21 protein-coding genes are annotated in these 19,518 nt (G+C 69.8%); 8 read left to right on the top strand and 13 right to left on the bottom strand.

What is annotated here, in order from left to right; genetic code table 11:
• Positions 1–120: 120 nt before the first annotated feature.
• The gene (locus OG747_RS01205; protein WP_405876920.1) at positions 121–786 is read right to left on the bottom strand and encodes a DUF4389 domain-containing protein; all 666 of its coding nucleotides are present in this window, start codon (positions 784–786) and stop codon (positions 121–123) included.
• Between the two features lie 249 nt (positions 787–1,035).
• Complete coding sequence (locus tag OG747_RS01200) at positions 1,036–1,620, bottom strand: hypothetical protein (RefSeq protein ID WP_405876918.1); 585 nt, start codon at positions 1,618–1,620, stop codon at positions 1,036–1,038.
• A gap of 414 nt (positions 1,621–2,034) precedes the next feature.
• Here OG747_RS01200 and OG747_RS01195 point away from each other — a divergent pair, with 414 nt between their 5' ends.
• The 4 genes from OG747_RS01195 (at position 2,035) to OG747_RS01180 (ending at position 4,778) form a co-directional block, all read left to right on the top strand.
• Entirely contained in the window at positions 2,035–3,105 is a 1,071-nt protein-coding gene (locus OG747_RS01195) for an alcohol dehydrogenase catalytic domain-containing protein (RefSeq protein WP_405876916.1), read from the top strand.
• A 19-nt stretch (positions 3,106–3,124) separates the two neighbouring features.
• Positions 3,125–3,811, top strand: a complete 687-nt coding sequence (locus OG747_RS01190; protein ID WP_405876914.1) for a helix-turn-helix domain-containing protein — start codon at positions 3,125–3,127, stop codon at positions 3,809–3,811.
• 135 nt (positions 3,812–3,946) lie between these two features.
• Positions 3,947–4,387, top strand: coding sequence for a pyridoxamine 5'-phosphate oxidase family protein (locus OG747_RS01185; RefSeq protein WP_405885403.1), 441 nt, complete (start codon positions 3,947–3,949; stop codon positions 4,385–4,387).
• 193 nt (positions 4,388–4,580) lie between these two features.
• Positions 4,581–4,778, top strand: a complete 198-nt coding sequence (locus OG747_RS01180) for a hypothetical protein (protein ID WP_405876912.1) — start codon at positions 4,581–4,583, stop codon at positions 4,776–4,778.
• Between the two features lie 1,140 nt (positions 4,779–5,918).
• On the opposite strand, the gene OG747_RS01175 is transcribed toward OG747_RS01180, so the two are convergent.
• The 4 genes from OG747_RS01175 to OG747_RS01160 form a co-directional block, all read right to left on the bottom strand.
• Positions 5,919–6,695, bottom strand: coding sequence for a GNAT family N-acetyltransferase (locus tag OG747_RS01175; RefSeq protein WP_405876910.1), 777 nt, complete (start codon positions 6,693–6,695; stop codon positions 5,919–5,921).
• Positions 6,696–6,813: 118 nt separating this feature from the next.
• On the bottom strand, positions 6,814–7,503 hold the full coding sequence (locus OG747_RS01170; RefSeq protein WP_405876908.1) for a recombinase family protein: 690 nt from the start codon (positions 7,501–7,503) through the stop codon (positions 6,814–6,816).
• A 123-nt stretch (positions 7,504–7,626) separates the two neighbouring features.
• On the bottom strand, positions 7,627–8,754 hold the full coding sequence (locus tag OG747_RS01165; protein WP_405876906.1) for a tetratricopeptide repeat protein: 1,128 nt from the start codon (positions 8,752–8,754) through the stop codon (positions 7,627–7,629).
• Positions 8,700–9,740, bottom strand: coding sequence for a DUF4158 domain-containing protein (locus OG747_RS01160; RefSeq protein ID WP_405876904.1), 1,041 nt, complete (start codon positions 9,738–9,740; stop codon positions 8,700–8,702). The genes OG747_RS01165 and OG747_RS01160 overlap by 55 nt, the downstream gene beginning before the upstream one ends.
• Before the next feature lie 261 nt (positions 9,741–10,001).
• On the opposite strand from OG747_RS01160, the gene OG747_RS01155 reads away from it, so the two are divergent.
• The gene (locus tag OG747_RS01155; protein ID WP_405876902.1) at positions 10,002–12,446 is read left to right on the top strand and encodes a SpoIIE family protein phosphatase; all 2,445 of its coding nucleotides are present in this window, start codon (positions 10,002–10,004) and stop codon (positions 12,444–12,446) included.
• A 241-nt stretch (positions 12,447–12,687) separates the two neighbouring features.
• Here OG747_RS01155 and OG747_RS01150 read toward each other — a convergent pair whose 3' ends face one another.
• The 3 genes from OG747_RS01150 to OG747_RS01140 form a co-directional block, all read right to left on the bottom strand.
• Positions 12,688–12,852, bottom strand: coding sequence for an OsmC family protein (locus OG747_RS01150; protein WP_405876900.1), 165 nt, complete (start codon positions 12,850–12,852; stop codon positions 12,688–12,690).
• A 226-nt stretch (positions 12,853–13,078) separates the two neighbouring features.
• Entirely contained in the window at positions 13,079–13,537 is a 459-nt protein-coding gene (locus OG747_RS01145) for a CBS domain-containing protein (RefSeq protein ID WP_405876898.1), read from the bottom strand.
• A complete protein-coding gene (locus tag OG747_RS01140; RefSeq protein WP_405876896.1) occupies positions 13,534–13,674 on the bottom strand; it encodes a hypothetical protein in 141 nt (46 codons plus the stop codon). Before OG747_RS01140 ends, OG747_RS01145 begins: the two co-directional genes overlap by 4 nt.
• A 443-nt stretch (positions 13,675–14,117) precedes the next feature.
• Between OG747_RS01140 and OG747_RS01135 the strand changes: the two genes are divergently transcribed.
• Both OG747_RS01135 and ftsH read left to right on the top strand, forming a co-directional pair.
• Positions 14,118–14,993: a universal stress protein gene (locus OG747_RS01135; RefSeq protein WP_405876894.1), complete on the top strand. Its 876-nt coding sequence runs from the start codon at positions 14,118–14,120 to the stop codon at positions 14,991–14,993.
• A 437-nt stretch (positions 14,994–15,430) separates the two neighbouring features.
• Positions 15,431–17,359, top strand: coding sequence for an ATP-dependent zinc metalloprotease FtsH (gene ftsH / locus OG747_RS01130; RefSeq protein WP_405885402.1), 1,929 nt, complete (start codon positions 15,431–15,433; stop codon positions 17,357–17,359).
• Positions 17,360–17,478: 119 nt separating this feature from the next.
• Here the strand turns inward: ftsH and OG747_RS01125 are convergent, their stop codons facing one another.
• The 4 genes from OG747_RS01125 to OG747_RS01110 all read right to left on the bottom strand — a co-directional run bounded on the left by OG747_RS01125 (position 17,479) and on the right by OG747_RS01110 (position 18,826).
• Complete coding sequence (locus OG747_RS01125) at positions 17,479–18,360, bottom strand: universal stress protein (protein WP_405876892.1); 882 nt, start codon at positions 18,358–18,360, stop codon at positions 17,479–17,481.
• A gap of 41 nt (positions 18,361–18,401) precedes the next feature.
• Complete coding sequence (locus tag OG747_RS01120; RefSeq protein ID WP_405876890.1) at positions 18,402–18,530, bottom strand: hypothetical protein; 129 nt, start codon at positions 18,528–18,530, stop codon at positions 18,402–18,404.
• Positions 18,470–18,637, bottom strand: coding sequence for a hypothetical protein (locus OG747_RS01115; RefSeq protein ID WP_405886066.1), 168 nt, complete (start codon positions 18,635–18,637; stop codon positions 18,470–18,472). Before OG747_RS01115 ends, OG747_RS01120 begins: the two co-directional genes overlap by 61 nt.
• Before the next feature lie 63 nt (positions 18,638–18,700).
• Positions 18,701–18,826, bottom strand: a complete 126-nt coding sequence (locus OG747_RS01110; RefSeq protein WP_405876888.1) for a hypothetical protein — start codon at positions 18,824–18,826, stop codon at positions 18,701–18,703.
• A gap of 261 nt (positions 18,827–19,087) precedes the next feature.
• Between OG747_RS01110 and OG747_RS01105 the strand changes: the two genes are divergently transcribed.
• The gene (locus OG747_RS01105) at positions 19,088–19,510 is read left to right on the top strand and encodes an Hsp20/alpha crystallin family protein (protein ID WP_405876886.1); all 423 of its coding nucleotides are present in this window, start codon (positions 19,088–19,090) and stop codon (positions 19,508–19,510) included.
• Positions 19,511–19,518: the final 8 nt, after the last annotated feature.

Genomic DNA, 19,518 nt, shown 5'->3' with positions numbered 1-19,518 from the left:
GCCGGTGACCATGGCCGGTCCAGGGCCCAACGACTTAACCCCGGGTGTCACACCGGCGGGATGCGGAGCCCGGTGCGGTGGCTGGCGTGGGGCACAGGGATCCCGCTACTGGTGCGCCGATCAGGACCGGTCCTCCTGGGAATCAGGTTCGGAGCCGCCCATGTCCAGGCGGAAGGGCGGGTAGGTGTCCGTCATCAGGGCGGCGTACGCGGCGACCCTGAGCGCCCACCGGTTGAGGCCGAGGATCAGGTCGTACAGGGCCTTTGGATATTTCTCGGTGAAGGCCATGATCACGGCGGCGATGATCGTCAGGACCAGGATGAGTCCGCCGTACCACATGCCGAGGCGGACGCCTCCGAGGAAGAAGCCGATGACGATGTACTGCGGGATGGCCAGCAGCCACCACTTCACCAGCACCAGACCGCGGGAGAGGCGCTCCGGGTAGGCGATGTCCAGCCGCGCCGGGTACTGCGGTTCCTCGCCCAGGCTGAACGGCGGGTACTGGTCGGTGCCCAGGGCGCCGTACGAGTAGTAGGCGACCCGCCAGGTCCAACGCAGCACTCCCAGGTTGAAGTCGAACAGCGTGCGCGGATAGCGCTCGGTGAAGAGGATGGTGAAGAACGCGATCACGCTCACCAGGGTGAACGCGATCCAGAGGAAGAACAGCACCAGGTAGTGGGGGATGGCGAGGATCCACTTCACCAGCCACAGCCACCGGGACAGCGGCGCGTCCAGACGTGCGTTCACCCGGACTGGGCTGTCCGGGAATCCCACCAGGGTCGTCATGGCGATCAGCTCCTTCACTCCGGCGCGTGAGGCGCCGGGTTGGGCTGCTGACCAGCTTGACCGCTGCCCGCGCGGCGTCGCGAGGGCCGTGTGGGCCCGACCGGAAGGCCTGGCGGCCCACGCTTTCGCCGGGCTCGGGGGAGGCGCACGTGACGACGGGGCGACCAGGTCGAGGTCGCCCCGCACACTTGCCCCGGCCTGGACGTGTTCCCGGCCAGGGGGTCGGCGTTCTCGTGCGCTCGTTCGATCTCACGTGGTCTTGCGCCGCCACTGCGGTCCGACCTCGCCCCACTCACGGCCCCACTGGTCGTAGCGCCGCTGGTCGAGCCGCCACCGTGCGGCGCGCCCGGCGGCGAACGTCAGGCCGCCGAAGGCGAGCGCGGCTCCGGTGCCGAGCGCGGCTGCCTCGACGTCGGCCGCCGAGGCGGTCGGCGGCTCCGTGGTGAGCTGCTCCTTGCTGTTCAGCCAGACGGCGACCTTCGATCCGGCCTGGTGCCCGGAGTCCACCAAGGCCCGGCCGGTATGGGTGGAGCCGTCCGTCGCCGTCCAGCGGACCGTCGCCCGGACGCGGTCGTAGGGCGTGCCTGCCCCGATCGCCACGGTCTGGGCCGTGCTCTCGACGAGGACGGCCTGGACCGAGTGCCGCTCGCGGCGAACCTGCGCGAAGGACTCGTCGGCGGCATGGGCCGTCACCACGCCGGTCAGGGTGCCGCCGATCGCGGTGACCGTCCAGACGGCCAGGACGATCCAGGCCTCGACGACGTCGTCGCGCCGTCGCAGGGGATTGCTCCGCCACCGCCACAGTCGCTGCCTCACACGCTTGGTCCTGCGCATCTGACCGCACCTCCTCGTCGTCGTCATGGACAGGACGGTGGCATCCGGGAATGCCCGGCGGCAGGGGCCGACCAGGCGGCATCGCGGGGCCGTCCGGTGCTCACCGGCGTCCGGCGTGGGGCCGTTCGGCCCCTGCCTGCGAGCGAGGACGACACCGGGTGCGTACGCGAGGCGGTCGCTCGACCCGATGGGCCTCGCCCGGTCCCGCAATGGGGACCGACCGGCCCAAGCGGACAGCAACCGTCACGCCCAGGATGGATATATGTGGTCAATCCGTGCGCGAGGAGATCGTCGAGGAGTGTCCCACCACCGTCGGAGTCGACGACTTCGACGGGAAGCGGTGGTCGCACGCCAGGTGGCGCCTCGCCGTCGGCCCCCGCAACCGGCGTCCGCCAGACCCAGGAAGGGATCGTCATGAAAGCACTCGTATTCCACGGTTCCGGAAAGTCCGCGTGGGAGGACGTCGCGGACCCCGGAATCCAGGATGCCACCGACGCGATCGTCCGCGTCGACACCGTCACCATCTGCGGGACCGACCTGCACATCCTCAAGGGCGACATACCGGAGGTACGCCCCGGCACGGTGCTCGGACACGAAGCCGTCGGGGAGATCGTCGACGTGGGGAACGACGTCCGCACCGTCCGCCCCGGCGACCGTGTCCTGGTTTCGTGCATCACAGCGTGCGGCCGCTGCCGCTTCTGCCGGGAAGGCACCTACGGGCAGTGCCGCGCCGGCGGGGGCTGGATCCTCGGCCACTTGATCAACGGCACGCAGGCCGAGTACGTCCGCGTACCGTACGCGGACCTCTCCACGTATCCGCTGCCCGGTGCGGTCGACAGCAAGGACGCCGTGCTGCTGGCCGACATCTTCCCCACCGCCTATGAGGTGGGCGTGCTCAACGGGCGGGTACGGCCCGCGGACACCGTCGTGGTGGTCGGAGCGGGGCCCGTAGGGCTCGCCGCCATCGCCACGGCACGGCTTTTCACGCCCGAGCGGATCATCGCCGTGGACCTGGCGGAGGCCCGGCTGGACGCGGCCAAGCACCTCGGCGCCGATGCCGTCGCCGTGGGTGGTGAGGAGGCCGAGGCGCTGGTCGCCGACCTCACCGAGGGCCTCGGGGCCGACGTGGTCATCGAGGCGGTGGGGGTGCCGGAGAGCTTCGAGGCATGTACGCGCATGGTGCGGCCCGGTGGGCATGTGGCCAACGTCGGCGTGCACGGCCGGCCCGCGACACTGCACCTCGAAGACCTGTGGATCAAGAACGTGACGATCACCACCGGCCTGGTCGACACGTACTCCACTCCCACCCTGCTGCGCATGATGGCCGCCGGGCAGTTGCCCACGTCGTCACTGGTCACCCACGTCTTCCCGCTGGACGCGATGGAGGAGGCGTACGACGTCTTCTCGCGGGCCACCGACACCGGCGCGCTCAAGGTCGTCCTCGGCGGGCCGCAGCACGACGTCCTGACGGTCAGGACGCCTTGACACGAGGAAGTGAACGGCCATGTCCGAACAGACACCGCCGAACGCGGTGTCCGCCACCGCGGACAGTGCACGGGGCGACATCGGGCGTCGCATCGCCAGGCGACGCGAGGAACTCGGGCTGACCCGGGAGGAGGCGGCCTCCCGGGCGGGCACGGCTCCTGGCTACGTCCAGTACCTGGAGGAAAAGTCCACCGCCACGCCGGGCATCGGCGTTCTCATCCGGCTTGCGGACGCGTTGGAGACGAGCGTGGCGGCCCTGCGCGGCGGCGACGCCGATCTGCCACCCGGCTGGGGTCGGGCCGCCCGCCATCCCGAGCTGATCGAACTGAGTGCCGAGGAATGCCGGGCCCGGCTTTCGAGGCACGGTGTCGGAAGGCTCGCGATGGACACGCCGGACGGGCCGATCATCATCCCCCTCAACTACAACGTCATCGACGGTGTGGTCACCTTCAGGACGGCACCTGACGCCCTGCCCGCGACAGCCGTCGAGGCGCACGTCGCCTTCGAGGTCGACCACATCGACGAGGCGCTCAGCGAGGGCTGGAGCGTGCTCATACGCGGCTTCGCCCGGGCCGTGACGGAGCCCGACGCCGTGCGTCGGCTGACGGCGCTCGCGTACAGCGGTCCATGGGCGGGCGGCGAGCGCGACGTATGGGTGCGCATCGAGCCTGTGACCACCACCGGACGCCGGATCGCGGTGCGCTGACCTCCTGGTCAGGAGCAGGCTTCGAAGGGCGGCCACTCTCCGGCCGCCCTGGACCGAACGGCTCTCGCCCCTGTCCCTCGCCGCCCCACAGGATGAAACATGTACCGCCGTACCCCGTGAAAGTTGAACCCGGTGATGAATCCCAACGACGGCTTCCGTGAACTCGACCGCCAGGAGTGCCTGCGCCTGCTGGAGCGGGCACCGATCGGCCGTGTCGTCCACACGCGCCACGCCCTGCCCGCCGTCCTGCCGGTCAACTTCTGCCTGGACACCGATTCCGCGGTACTGATGCGCACCGCGGCCGACTCGGAACTGGCCGCCGCGATCGACGGTGTGGTGATCGCTTTCGAAGTGGACGAGGTGGATGCGGCGGCGCACTCCGGCTGGAGTGTCGTGGTCACCGGCCGCGCCACGGTGGTGACCGATCCCGTCGAGCACGGCCGGCTGACCCGGACCGGCCCGCGCTCATGGGTGGCCTCGCCCGAGGAGGTCTTCATCCGCATCGAGCCCGAGCTGGTGACCGGCCGTCAACTCGTCGCAGGACGCACGGTCTACGGGATCGACCTGACCTCCTGACCGGCTCCGCCGCACGCACTCGCCCAGCGGGATCGGACGGCTTCGGACGGCTACTGACAAGTGACGGCCCCCGGTTCGGCTGCGCAAGGGCCCTTCAGACCTGAGGTCGAGCCGCTCGGCTCATGTGTCCTGTCCCGTATCGGAGTTGGATGAGGTGTGGGACACGACACCGACTCGAAGGGAGTTGAGGACAGTGGGTACAAGCCTCACACCGCAGTTCTGGGAGATGTTCGCCGTGCTGCTGGTTGCCGCCATGGGCGTGACGTTCGTCGCCACGGCTGCGTTCGACGCGATCGCCGTCCGGCTGCTGCGGCGTCACGCACACGAGCCGGCGGCGGCAGCGCCGTCCCGGTCGGCGACGTCGGACCACCGTATGCCTGTCGGCCACTGACGTATGTGTACCGAGCCCGAAGCCCGGAATGCCGAGCGTCCTGAGTCCTGGCCCAAGGCGGCGGCACCGTAGGGACCTGATGCCGCCGTTCGTCGGCCGACACCAAGCGGCCGACTGCCTCCGGGCCACGCTCCGCGTCCGCCACCCTGACCACCGTACCGGCGACAACCCGATCGGGCAGACGGGTGAGCAGATGGCGCATCGGCGCGGGATCGAGCGAGGCTGCGGCCGATGCCCTCAACGGTCGGCCAACCGCAGAAGATGCCGTTGAGGCGGGGATCGCCGCACCGACTGTGATCACGGGCGGTGGCGGGGCGTCGAGCTGGGGCTTCACGGTTCGTTGCGTGGCCTCCCGGGGCCACGTGCCCTCGTCCGGCAGGGACGCGTCAGTCTCGGTGCGACGCCCCCTCCGCGCCGCCCGCCGACCTGGGGTGCCGGTAAGAACCGTGTCACCAGCCGCAAACGACGGTCTTGCCCCGTCGCCTGTGCAGGTCGGGGCAGTTCAGCGTGGCCGTCGCTGCGGTGAGCGCGGGCGGCGTCTATTATCTAGGGCTCCCGGAGAGCGTCAGGCGCGTGAGGCAAGTAGCCGTTCTCGTACTTGCCTCACAAGTATCCGAGGGTTCGTCAGGCACGTTGGGTGACCGCCCGCCGGGCCTCCCTGTTGCCAGCAGTCTTGACGGCAACTGGCGACGCATGGTTGGGTCGAACCATTTCCGATGTCCCCGGCCGTCGGGACCAGTCGCGCAGTCAGTATCGATGAGATTGATCTTGGCCTTGGAAGCTGGCCAGGGCCCGGCATCGCGCCTTCGGTTCTACGGTCGTACGGCCAGACACTCTCGGCCGATACCCGAAGAACGTGCCGTTCGGCTGTGGGGACCAGTGGTGCAGCCGATATCGGCTGCACCACTGGTCCCCACAGCCGGTCCCACTTGTCTCACGTGCCTGAAGCCGCAGTATCCGGCCTTGACCTGCGCGCAGTGGGTTCGAACCCTAGATAAAGCCGGCAGCCCAGGTATACCCCGAGGTCGTCGAGCGGGCTCACGCCGACTTTGCCGCCCTCCAGGCCCAGGAGGTTCCTCACCCCTGCCCGGCCGAAGTGCTCCAGCCCGCGAGCGAGAAGCGTTGAGCAGGGGGTACCGGCTACGGCTTGTACACGTACGGGGTCGTGGTGCTCAGAGCGGCGAAGCCGAGCCGCTGCAGGATCGGGCGGCTCTGGTCGGAGGCGTCCACCTGCAGGTAGCGGTAGCCGTGCTCGGCGGCGATCTTGGCGCGGTGCGCAACCAGCGCCCGGTAGATCCCCTGGCCGCGCCAGGCGGGTACGGTGCCGCCGCCCCAGAGGCTGGCGAACTCGGTGCCCGGGTGTAGTTCCATCCGTGCCCCGCAGACCGGCATGTCGTCGGCCATCGCGACGACCATGCTGACCGTCCCCGGGCTCTCGGCCAGCATGTCGAGCAGGCTCGGCCGCAGCCAGTCCGCAGTCGTCTCGAACGCCCCCTCGTGCGCGGACAGCATGAGCTCCACGTCGGCCGGGGTGGTCACCGGGTGCAGCCGGACACCCTCGGGCAGTCCGCCGCCATCGGGCAGGTCGGCGATCCGGGCGATCATCAGGGCCTCGTCGGGCTCAGCCTCGAACCCGGCCGCCAGCAGCAGCTCGCCGAGATCCTCCGGCTGGTCGTGCGAGTAGAGCTTCCACTCGAACTCACGGCCCAGCTCGGTGAAGTACTGCACCTGCTCGGCGATAGCTGGCCGCGCCGTGGCCTGGTCCAGGCCGGACCAGACGACCGCGCTCCAGCCGCCCTCGACGCCGAGCTGCCGCACCACCTTGCCGACCCGCTCGACCCGGGCGCCGGGCGCGTCGGCGAGGGTATCCCGCCGCATCTGACGGTCGAAGAGGGCGAGTACTTCAGAAGTATCCATCCGCGCATTTCAGCACGGTCGAGAGGGCTCACCAAGCGGATTTCCGCCCACCTGGAGGGGGAGCCGGATCAGCGGCCGCAAAAACAACGGATATCGCTGACCTGGGGCGATGCCGTGGTTACTTTGCCGACTGCGCTGGGCGGGGTAGTGTGGCTGCCCCTGTCGGCTCGGCGAGCGCGAGTCGTCCGCCCTTCAGCTCGGGCACGTACTTGTAGATCGTGTTGCGGGAGACGCCGAGGAACTTGGCGATCGAGGAGACGGTGTTCTCCGGGCGAGTGAGCAGGTCGCGGGCGTGGCGTACCTGTTCCTCGATCATGGCCGGCGGGCGGCCGAGTCGGGCGCCGCGGGCGCGGGCGGCGTCCAGGCCCTCGTTAGTGCCCTGCACGATGAGTTCGCGGATGAACTCGGCGAGGGCGGCGAAGACGTGGAAGACCAGGCGTCCGCCGGGCGTGGTGGTGTCGAGCGCCTCGTGGAGTGAGGTGAAGCCGATGCCGCGCTTGCGCAGGCCGGAGACGATGCCGATGAGGTCCTGGATGGAACGGCCAAGCCGGTCGAGCGACGGGACGACGAGGGTGTCCCCGGGCCGGAGGTAGTCGAGCGCGGCCCGCAGTTCTTCGCGTTCGGCGTTCTTGCCGGACTTCTTGTCGGCGAAGATCCGGAGGCATCCCGCTTCGGCGAGTGCGTGGATCTGTCGGTCGAGCAACTGCCCCTTTGTGGACACACGTGCGTATCCCACAAGGTCACCGGTCCGTTGGGCCGGGACGGGGGCGAGAAGGTCGGCGGTGCCGTCGTCCAGAGGCTGTCGCACCTCCGAGATCGTACAGAAAAGGGCAGTCCTCAAGTTCTTGAGCACGCCAACTTTTTGACACCGTTTTACGGGCATGATCCGACGTCGGTCGGGCGGTGAACCCGCATCTGCGGATCTTGCTCATCAATCGGTCGATTCATGAACACCCATCCCCGCCTCCCTCCGCCAGCCAGCGAGATGGCCACGCACGTCCAGGGTGTAGGGGTGGAATAGCCCTAGTACCCGCACTAGATCTGTCACCAGTTCCTCCAACCCGGCGACAGCACCGGCCGCATCCCCCGCCATACCCCGCAAGTGGGCGAGGTCCCTGCGGGTGTCCAGGGTGTGGGGGTGGTCCTCGCCCAGCACCTCCACTGCGTCCGTCACCAGTTCCTCCAACCCGGCGACAGCACCGGCCGCATCCCCCGCCTCCCCCCGCCAGCAGGCGAGGTTGGTGCGGGTGATCAGGGTGTTGGGGTGGTCCTCGCCTAGTACCCGCACCAGGTCTGTCGCCAGTTCCTCCAACTCGGCGACGACACTGGACGGGTCACCCGCACTACCCCGCCGCTTGATGAGGTTGCCACGCGCGATCAGGGTGTGGGGGTGGTCCTTGCCCAGTACCCGTGCCAGGTCCGTCACCAGTTCCTCGAAGGCGTCGACGGCACCGGCCGCATCCCCCGCCTCCCCCCGCCAGCAGACGAGGTGGCCACGCGCGGCCAGGGTGTTGAGGTGGTCGGGGCCGAGGTAGCGGGTTGCGGTTTCGGTCAGCCGGTGGAAATGGGCGGTTGCGGCGGTGGCCTGGCCTCCTTCGCCGAGGCTGCGGCCGGTGCGGTACAGCACCCAATGGATATCGGGCTGGTGCAGGGCGTCTTCGGCGTGGGCGGTGAGGACGGCGGTGTTGGCGCGCAGGGTCTGGGCGAGGGCGGGGTCGCGTTCGATGCCGGGCCAGGCGGTGGTGAGGGCATCGGCGGCAGTGTGGGCGAGCTGGTCGTGCCGGTCGAGGGTGAGAGTGTCGCGGGCGGTGCGTTGGACAAGCTGGTGGACGCGGATCGCCCGGTGCGGGCTGCTGGGGGCGTCGTCGATCAGGCTCAGGGAGTGCAGCGCCTCCAGCGCCCCTACTGCGTCCTCTGTGGTGACCTCTTGCTCTTGCGCCCGATCCTGTCCGGCGCCAGCACGAGAGCGGTGCTGGGTGAGGTAGTTGAGGGCGGGTGGGCTGGTCAGGACCGCGTCGGGGATGCCGTTGGGGTCAAGCATCGCGGCGAGCTGGAGCATGGGGCGGGCCAAGCCCACCGGGCGAAGCTCGTCAGCATGATGAGCTGCTCGGTGACCTTCTTCTCCGCTCGCGCCCCGATCCGGTGCACTGTGGAGATCAGCAGCTCCACCAGCGTGTCGGCGATCTCCCGCTCCCGCTCGTGCAGGAGCGCGGCCAGCAAGGTCACCCGTAGCGGTACCGGGTGCGTCCGTAGATGGGAAGGCGACTCCACTGCGGCTCGCGCCCGCCAGCCGGCCACGACCTTCGGCGCGACGACGATGAACAGATCCCGTGGCAGACCGATCGCCCGCACCGCCAGGAGCTTGTCGATCTCGGTGAGCATCGTCGCCAGGCTCACGTTGCCCGGCGCTTCCTTGACCTTCGCCAGCACCGGCGGCGCGTCCTCGCCCTCCGTGCCGCCGCCCGCGGGTCCGGCGTCGTCCTGGTCGGCGCTGGCCACCAGAGCCACGATCCGCTCGATGCTCTCCACGGTCAGCCGCGAGGAGATCAGGGCAGTCAGTGACTCCTCGGCCGCCCGCAGGGCAGCCGCCACGATCCGGTCGCACCGGCCCGACGTGGGCGGCTCGACGCTCTCCGTGCGGCAGCGCGCCAGCAGCTCCACCCGGACCTGCTCGGGCCTGCGTTCCTTGTGCGCTACGTGCTCGGCCAGATACGCGGTCAGCTTCTCCGCGTCCGCGACGCTGCACTCGCGGAAGCCGAGATACTCCCGGATCTGCGCACGGTGATACTTGACGGTTCGGCCCGTCCAGTCGTAGGACTCCAGCTCCAAGGCAGGAACCTGCACCTGCCGGGCGATGAATTCCACGGCCTCACCGGGCAGCTCTGTCCGGTTCCGGGGAAACCGGCCGTACTGCGTGTAGAACTTCAGCAGCACGGCGAAGCCCAGTCGCGTTGCACCACGCTTGCCGGACACGAGCGCCTGCTCGTCCTTCAGCAACGTCCAGTGCTCGACGAGTTCATCCAGGTCCAGCGGAGTACGGGCCACGATCGACGATGGTCCTCGCAGAGCTTCACCCACCGCAGCCGTACAGCCCAGGACTCACCCACACGGGTGACGCCCTCCCAAGATCACCGCCGTTTGCGGCTGATGACACGGTTCTTACCGGCATCCCGACCTGCGGGCGCGCGCTAGGAGAGATACAAGTGAGGAAAGGAGCCGACGCGACGGGATGCGATGTTTCGCCGCCTTGCGGCCTCGGCTGTGTCTCCCCAGGGCCCGAGAGTCTGGGGGCAGGATGGGCGATGAATGGACATGGAGAATGTCGGCCCCCTTGGAAACGGCGTCGGTCAGCTTCCGGATCCGACGGCTTCGGCCACGGCAGTCGTCGACGCGCGGGGGACCGTGACGGGGTGGAGTGCCGGCGCACAGCGGTTGCTCGGGTATCCGCACGAAGACGTCGTAGGGCGTCCCGCGACGCGTCTGCTCGGCTGGAACGCCGACGCCGTGGCGGATTTCTCCGCGGTTCTCGAGCGACGGGGCGAGACGGCCCCGCTGCGACACCGGGACGGCCACCACATCGAAGCCGAGCTGCAGGCGTACGCGTCACTCGACCGCGAGGGCAACGCACAGTGGCTCATCGTGGCCACGCTCCAACAGCAGCCCCGTCTGCGTCAGGACCCACCTTCACGTAAGGGCGAGGCGACGACAGAGGAAGCCTTCGCGCAGAACTACCTGCCTGTGATGATCTACGACGCCGAGTTGCGGGCCCTGCGGGGGAGTGCCGGCGCGGTCCGCGAACTGGGTCTCACGGAGGGGCAGATGCGCGGTCGGCGTGTCACCGACATCCTGCCTCCCCATATCTGCACCACGGTCGAAGAGGGGATGAGCCGGGTGTTCGAGACGGGAGAACCGGAGCGGTTTCACGTGCACGGCCGACCACGGCGCGGAGCCCACGACAGGTTCTGGGCCGTCACCGTGTCCCCCCTCAGGAATCCGGCAGGGGAGGTGCGGCATGTGCAGCTCATCGCGCTCGACGTCACCGAACAGTACCGGGCCCGAGAGCGGCTCGCCCTGCTGAACGACGTCAGCGCACAGGTGGGCAGCACCCTCGACGTCACGCACACGGCCCAGGAGATGGCCGATGTGGCAGTGGGGCGGCTCGCCGACTTCATCACTGTCGACCTTCTGGACTCGCTGTTCCGCGGCTTCGAGCCCAGTCCCCCCACCGAGGGTTCCATCGGACTGCGTCGCGCCGCGCAGCAGTCCGTCCTTCCCGGCGTCCCCGAGTCGGTGATCCGGCCGGGAGACGTGGACTATTATCCGGAAGCCTCGCCCCCCGCCCGCTGCCTGGTCACGGGTCTGTCCTCGCTGCACCGCACCCCGGACGAAGCCGTCGAGAGCTGGCAGACGGCCGACCCCGAGCGCGCGGTGAAGGTCCGCACCTTCCGAATGCACTCGATCATGGTCATCCCGCTGTGCGCCCGAGGCATCACGCTCGGGGTGGCCGTGCTCGTCCGCCACCGGCGCCAGGAGCCCTTCGACGAGGACGATCTGCTCCTCGCGGAGGAGATCGCAGCCCGCGCCGCCGTGGCCGTGGACAACGCCCGCCGCTTCACCCGCGAGCGGACCACCGCCCTGGCCCTGCAACGAAGTCTGCTTCCCCAGCGGCTCGCTGCCCAGGATGCCGTGGAGGTGGCCCACCGCTACCTCCCGGCTCGTTCCCGGGCCGGGCTGGGTGGTGACTGGTTCGATGTGATCCCCCTGTCGGGCGCCCGGGTCGCCCTGGTCGTCGGAGACGTGGTGGGCCACGGTCTGCGCGCCTCCGCCACCATGGGGCGGCTGCGGACCGCGGTACGCACTCTGGCGGACGTCGACCTGCCTCCCGAGGAGCTCCTCGTCCATCTCGATGACTTGGTCACCCACCTCAGGGCGGAGGAGGGCACGGCCACGGATTCGGAGCTCGAAGTCGTCACCGATCTCATCGCCACATGCCTGTACGTGGTCTACGACCCGGTTTCGCGCCGCTGCACCGCGGCGGGGGCAGGCCATCCCCCGCCCGCCGTGGTGACGCCCGACGGCACGGCGGAGTTCATCGACCTGCCTGTCGGCCCTCCGCTGGGAGTGGGCGGACTGCCTTTCGAGGCGGTCGAATGGGAAGTGCCCAGAGGCAGCCTTCTCGCGCTGTACACGGACGGCCTCGTCGAGGTCCCCGAACACGACCTCGGCAAGGGCATGGCGCTGCTGCGCCAGTGCCTGGAGCGGCCCGCTCGCTCGCTGGAGGCCATCTGCGACGACCTGATCCAGACCCTGCTCCCCGCACAACCGTCGGACGACGTCGCCCTGCTCGTCGCGCGCACCCGGGCCCTCGACACCGGCCAGGTCGCCACCTGGGATCTGCCTCCCGACCCGGCCGCCGTGGCGGGCGCACGGAGCGAGGTCTCCCGTCGCCTGGCGGACTGGGGACTGCACGAGCTCGCCTTCACCGCCGAGCTCGTGGTGAGCGAGCTGGTCACCAACGCGATCCGCTACGGCGACCCTCCCATCCAACTGCGCCTGATCCGCGACACCGTGCTCATCTGCGAGGTCTCCGACGGCAGCAGCACCGCCCCGCACATGCGGCGGGCTCGCACCTTCGACGAAGGCGGGCGCGGGCTGTTGCTCGTCGCCCAGTTCGCCGAGCGTTGGGGCACGCGCCACCTGGCCGGAGGGAAGTCCATCTGGGCGGAGATCGGCATTGAGAACGAGCGATAGTGACGGCGCCCGAACGCCTGCGCTCGCCGTCCGTCCATCCGGCCGTACGGCCCCCCCGCCACCCCGCCCGGAGCGGCCCTGGCACTCGGCCCAGGCATCTGCGCCCCCGTGCACGTGCCACTCGAGAGAACGTCACGCACGAAGCCGGCCGGAGCACGACGAGACCGCAGGGCCCGGCACGGAGCCTGTGGTGCCCTGCGATCCCTTCCGGAGATCCGCGTGTGGGCCTGCCGAAGCGGGGTCAGTCGAAGGAGACCGTGACGTCGGGTGGCAGTCGCAGGGTGTTGTGCACGGTGCAGTGGTCGACCCCCGCGCGCAGCCCCTCGCGTCGAGTGGGGCTCAGTTCGACGGGCAGCAGGATCCGTATGCGGATGGACGCGACGCGGGCGGGCCGGTCGTCGGCCATGCTGAAGTCCGCCCTGACTCGTAGGTGTTCGTAGGGCAGGTGGGGGCGGCGAAGACGTCTCCGGCCGGCAGTGTCTGCACGGTGGGGCCTGCCTCACCGGTGGGAGGCGGCCCGTGGCCACTGTCGCCTTCCGGCGTCAGAACGGGAGTTCCGGTTCTCATCCTCGGGCACCCTGTCTGTGTCGCGTCCGGGGCACCGGGTCGCCCCCGCTGCCACTTGCGTCGGTTCACGTGCCATACGAAGAACTGTTCTCCGACGGTGGGCCCGGTGGCTCCTCGAGGACACTCCAGGCAACGGGCCCGAGAAGGTCGCCCAGTCGTTGGAAGACGTCGAGGAGGAGGTCGTCCACCGTCAGCATTCCCACAGGGCGGTGTCCGTAGAGGACCGGCAGGCGGCGCATACCGGACCGGCGGAAGGTGCGATACGCCGTGTGCACGTCGTCGGACACGTCCACGGTGACGACCTGCGGTGACATCACCTCTTCCACCCGCGCCTGCGCGTCCAGGCCTCGGCCCAGCCCACGCACCGCGAGGTCGCGGTCGGTGACGATGCCGCGCAGCGCCCCGCTCTCGACGACGAGCACGGAACCGACCCCGTGCTCATCCATCTGCCGTGCCGCCTCGGCCAAGGCGGTCTGCGGGGTGACGACAACCGCTGGAGCGCTCATCGCTTCGGAAACTTTCATACGGCGGCTCCCCAGAGTGGGCCGGAGCACGAGTCGTCGTCGGCGACGGGGACCACCGAGACGTCCTTGTTCCGCAAAAACCAGGCGACCTGTTCGAAGGACGAGCCTGGGTGTGCCGTGACGACACGGTGTGTCATGACTTCAGTGACAGTCCGGTGCCGCATACTCCGTACTCCTTCCGTGCGTACTCCGCACCGGGTCCGCGAGCCTGGACATCCCTCTGCCCGCCAGGGCGGGTCGACTACGGATCACAGGGTCTGCTGGGCCCCGCCTGTGGCTCCGACACGTCCAGTCCATCGCGTCGTCCTCGCCCGCGCTGGGGTCGAACAGTCCGCCGGGGAGGTCCGAAGGTCCCTCATTGCGACTCCCGGACGCCGGTCGGCGGACGCCAACACGGCCCCTTCTGGAATCGCCAACACTGCCTCTTCTGGAATAGTCATCGCCTGTTTGTAACGGATCGGGACGAATATTTCCGAAAAGGGCCGAACTGCCCCTCGCGTAGCCCCCTGGTGGGCGCGACCGTGGCAGTAGGCCCGTGCTGGTGCAGGTATGCGAAGCCGGACGAAAGGCGGTGGGGGCCATGGAACTGCCCCTGGTCGTAGGCGTGGACGGATCGGAATCCAGCCTCCTGGCGCTGGATTGGGCGATCGACGAGGCGGCCCGGCACGGCCTGCCGCTGCGGCTCGTGTACGCGTCCCGGTGGGAACGTTACGAGGGCGTCATGCCCTCGGGCAGTCCGCAGCGCCCGTCACACCAGGTGATGGCGGACGACATCGTCGCGACCGCGACGGAGCGCGCACGGCGCCGCAATCCGGACGTGCAGGTCACCGGCGACGTCCTGCCCGAGGACCCGGTGTACGCACTCCTGCGCGAAGGCGACAACGCCAGGGCCGTGGTGACGGGATCTCGTGGCCGTGGTGAGCTGAAGGGGCTGCTCCTCGGCTCGGTCAGCCTCGCTGTGGCCGGCCGCGCTTCCGGGCCGGTGATCGTGGTCCGCGGCGACAAGGCAGGGCTGGAGGGCACACATGAGCGGATCGTGCTCGGCGCCGGAGAAGCCGGCACGAGCGGCACGGCCCTGCGGTTCGCCCTCCGTGAGGCGGCGGCGCGGCACTGCCTCCTGGACGTGGTCCGCACCTGGCGCCGCCCCAGGCACGAGCCCGTCGAGCACCCCCTGCTTGCCGGAGATCCGGCGCACTATGACGAGGAGCGGGCATCCACACTGATCGACGCTCTGCTGCTCGACGCCGTGGCGGACCACCCGGATGTCCGGGTGATTCGGTCCACGGTCGAAGGGCCCGCCCACAGGGTTCTCGTGCACCGCTCGGCCGCCGCGGACCTCGTGGTCATCGGCGTGCGCCGCGGCCGCGGCTCGGGAGGACTCCCATGGGGCCGGGTGGGACACGCGCTGCTGCATCACGCCGAGTGCCCGGTGGCAGTCGTACCGGAAGTGCCGTGAGTCGTTGAGTACAGCTGATTCCACTACGTCGGCTGCCTCGTACCCCTGGTTCCGTGCGATCGACGTGCTGATGCCGTGTCCGAGGGGCCATGGAACGCCGTGTCCGAGGGACCATGGAATGAGGAGGCCGGTGTCGTGCAAGCGGAACCGCAGTGGTGTCGGCCGCTCTCCGCGCACCCGGGAAGTGACCCGCGAGGGAGTTCCCCTGTCATCGTCCCGCAGGGTCCCGCAGGTCCCGCGCCGCCCGGCGATGTGTGGGCGTATGACGTCGGCCTTGTCGGAGGAGGCGGTGCGTTGTGATCACGCGAACGCGGATGCCGCACCTGCATCTCACACCACCGCCGGCCAAGTCCGGGCCGCCGAGGGAGCCGCCGAAGCCGCCCACGCAACAGCGGCCGCGGTCGGGTCGGCCGTGGTGGATCTTTCCGTTGCTCTGGGTGGTCTTCCTCGGTGTCCTCCTGCTCGTGCGCGCCCCGTCGGGGACCCCACAGGCGCACCTGTCCTACAGTGACTTCGTCGCCAAGGTCGGCGTGGGCCAGGTGAAGACCGTCGACATCAACGACAAGGGCGCGGTCAGCGGCGCTCTGAAGAACGGCACGAAGTTCACCACCCAGATCCCGACCGCGCTGGGTACCGGGCCGCTCCAGCAGCAACTCCAGGCCGAGCACGTGCAGATCAGCGCCTCCCAGAGCAAGAGCGGCACCCCTGCGTTCGTGTCCGTCGCGGTCGCCTTCCTGCCGGTGCTGCTCCTCATCGGTCTCTTCTGGTGGTTCGGACGCCGCGCCGCAGGTGCAGTGACCGGCGGGCTCAGCGCCATCGGCCGTTCCCGAGCGAAGATCATCGAGGCGGAGCGGCCCACCACCAGGTTCGACGACGTTGCCGGATACGAGGGGGTCAAGCAGGAGATCAGCGAGGTCGTGGACTTCCTGCGCAACCCGGCGCGGTACGCGGCTGCGGGTGCCAAGGGACCACGCGGAGTGATCATGGTGGGGCCGCCCGGCACCGGCAAGACTCTCTTCGCCCGGGCCGTCGCCGGGGAGGCGGACGTGCCGTTCCTGTCGGTCACCGGGTCGGCCTTCGTCGAGATGTTCGTCGGGGTGGGCGCGTCCCGCGTGCGGGACCTGTTCGACGAGGCCCGTAAACGCGCGCCCTCCATCATCTTCATCGACGAGATCGACGCCGTCGGTGCCCGTCGCGCGGTCGGCGGGCGGGCCGGCGGCAATGACGAGCGTGAACAGACCCTCAACCAGCTGCTGGCCGAGATGGACGGCTTCGACCAGTCCACCGGCATCGTCGTACTCGCCGCCACCAACCGGCCCGAAGCCCTCGACCCCGCCCTCCTGCGTCCCGGACGCTTCGATCGCCAGGTCACCGTCCCGCTGCCCAGCCAGGCCGAGCGCGCCGCCATCCTCCAGGTCCACGCCCGCGGAAAGTTCCTCGCCCCCGACGTCGACCTCGACATCGTCGCCCGCGCGACTCCGGGCTTCTCGGGTGCGGACCTCGCCAACCTGGTGAACGAGGCCGCCATCAACGCCGTCCGTGCCGACCGCACCCTGATCGAGGCGCATGACCTGGACGCCGCCCGCGACCGCATCCTGCTCGGCCGCCGCGAGGCGTCCAACGCCCTGCTGCCCGAGGAGCGCCACGCGGTCGCCGTCCACGAATCGGGCCATGCCCTGGTCGCCGCACTGTCCGAGCACGCCGACCCCGTCGCCAAAGTCACCGTCCTGCCGTCGGGCATGACGCTCGGGGTGACCGAGCAGCTTCCCGAGGCCGAACGCCACCTGTACAGCGAGGGCTACCTGACCGACCTGCTGGCTGTCCGGCTCGGCGGCCGGGCCGCGGAACTCCTGGTCTTCGGCGAGGGATCCAGCGGCGCCGCCAACGACCTGGCCGGGGCCACCCACATCGCCACGCGGATGGTCCGCGACTTCGGCCTGTCCCCGGCCCTCGGCCCCGTCGGCTACGCCCCGGCCGGCCCGCGCCATCTGGGCGAGAGCGCCGAGGAACCCGTTTTGCAGCCGTACTCGGAACAGACCCAGAGGGTCATCGACGAAGAAGCCGCACGCCTGCTGCGCGAGGCCGAGGAGCGGGCCACGGTTCTGCTGCGCGACCACCGCAGGGCCCTGGATCGTCTCACCGACCTGCTGGTCACCCGTGAGACCGTCGACGGCTCCGCCGTCCTCGATGTGCTCCGGCAGGAGCGGCGGGAGGGAGGCCCGGGCACTCCGGCCCGCGACGCCGCCGGCCCGCGGCCGGTGCCCCCGCGGGCCCGCCCTTCCGGCGCGGAAATCCGGTCGGTCGGCTCGGCGGCGGACCGAGAGGAGTCCGGCAGGGTCGGCGGCGGACCGGACGGGGCGCCCTGACGAGAACGGCGCGGCCGTCGTCGCGCGGAGTTGTCCAGCCGGGGTCGGGGCACCAGGAGGACCATCACATGGGGGAGCAGGCGGTCAGGAGGCAGGCGGTCGATCTCGCGCTGCCCGACTCACGCGAGCGTATGCGGCACCGCGATGACGGGACAGCGGGCGTAACGCAGCACGCCCTGGCTCACCGAGCCCAGCAGCATGCCGGCGAAGCCGCCGTGTCCCCGGGTCCCCACCACCAGGCCCAGCGCGTGCGCGGACGCCTCGGTCAGCACCTTCACGGGATGGCCACTGACAAGCTCGTGGTGCAGCTCCACGTCCGGGTACGCCGCGCCGCGGCCGGCGACGGTCTCGGCGAGCACACGTCGGCACTCCTGCTGCGGCGCGTACTCGTCGAATATCCCGAGCGGCCCTGGTTGCCACACGTACAGCGCGCGCAGGGCGGCGCCCCGCAGCGCGGCCTCCTCGAAGGCGAGGTCGACGGCCGCGGCGCAGCGCGCACTGCCGTCCACGCCGACGACGAAGTACGCGGGCTGCTGGGTGATGTGTTCCGGCTCGGGCACGACGACCACCGGGCAGGGGGCGTGCGCCATGACGGGCAGGGCGACCGAGAGGGCGCCGAAGACCTCCTTGACCCGGCTCAGATGCCGCGACCCCAATACGACGGCCCTGGCGTCATGGCTCTGGTCCCGCAGGATCCACGCCGGGTCGCCCTCCGCCAGTAGCCCGGACACCTCGACCTGCGGTTGCCGGGCCTCCGCGAAGGACACCGCCGCCTTGAGCACCTGCTCCCCGGCAACGTGCAGTACCTGGTCCAACTCCTCCCAGGACGGCGGCATCTCCCCTCGCCGGAACTTCACGGTCGGCATGCCCTCTGCGTGGACCACACGCAGGGGTACCCGGCGCCGTGCCGCCTCATCGGCAGCCCATGCCAGAGCCATGCGCTTCGCGGGATCGGGGTCGACACCGACCACGATCGGCCGGTGGTCATGGGGTGGGGTCATCGTGACCTCCAGGAGTTCGTTCCCGACGCGTCGACGAACCCTCATGAACCGTGTTCATCGGGTGTCGGTTCACCGGGTGCCGGGGGTATCCGCCAGGTGCAGTACAGCGTCACCCGTCCCGTGTCCGCCCGGCGCACGTCGTACGGCGGACTGCCGTCCGGGTGGTGCACACCGGCGACCTCGCCCTCCGGGCGATGACGCCGATGGCGATACCGCGCACGACGATCTCGTCGCCGACGTGGGCACGCATGCCGTTGCCCGTCGCTTCCGTTTTCATGAAAGGCCCGACAGTGTGGAGTATCCCAGGGGCCGTCCGTCCCGGCCCGGGGTCCGGTCGGCCCTACCGGCCGTGGTCCGCGGGAGGCCGCGGACCACGGCGCAGCGTGCCGTCGACGTCGGCGTCGTCGTAGAACGGTTGGGCCGGGCGGTGTTTCGGCGAGCCGCGTTCGTCGGCGTTCATCGGCACCGGGCGAAGTGGACGGTCACTTCGTACAGATCCGTGGTGGTGGCATCGGACATGGTGATCGCCACTGACGGTGCTCGGGGAGGCCCGGCGTGGTGCGCGTATGTCGATCGTTCGCAAAAACCTCATGTGTGGACGGATCGAACGGAAGGGACTTCCGGGACCCCGAGGATGGGCCGTTCGGCCTCAGCGGGGAGGCGGCGCGCGCGGTGGACTGGGGGGTGTCAAAGCCGCAACCACAACCACAACCAAGGAGACACGGCGATGACCACACTCACACGCAGGCAGAAGTTCCCGTTCCCGGAGCTTCCCGAGTGGTTCGAGACGTTCCCCGCGCGCTTTGCGATGCCCACGATGGGCGACCTCTACACGATCCGCATCGAGGACTACATGGAGGACGACCGGTACGTCATGCGGGCGGAGCTTCCGGGGATCTCACTCGAGGACATCGACGTCGTCATCAGCGACGGGGTGCTGACTGTCAGGGCCGAGCGCACCGAACGCGATGTCGACAAGAACCGCAGCGAGATCCGTTACGGCTCCATGAGTCGCAGCGTGACCCTGCCGCCGGGCGCCAATGAGGACGACGTCAAGGCCGACTTCACCGACGGGATACTCACCGTCAGTGTGGGCCGCGCAAGCGAGAAGGCCGAGGAGAAGCACATCGACGTCAAGCACGGTGCGTGACCTCCCTA

The organism is Streptomyces sp. NBC_01384, assembly GCF_045040035.1.
Classification (GTDB): domain Bacteria; phylum Actinomycetota; class Actinomycetes; order Streptomycetales; family Streptomycetaceae; genus Streptomyces.
The sequence above is the reverse complement of the archived record's forward strand: the minus strand, read 5'-3'. Positions and strand labels throughout refer to the sequence as shown.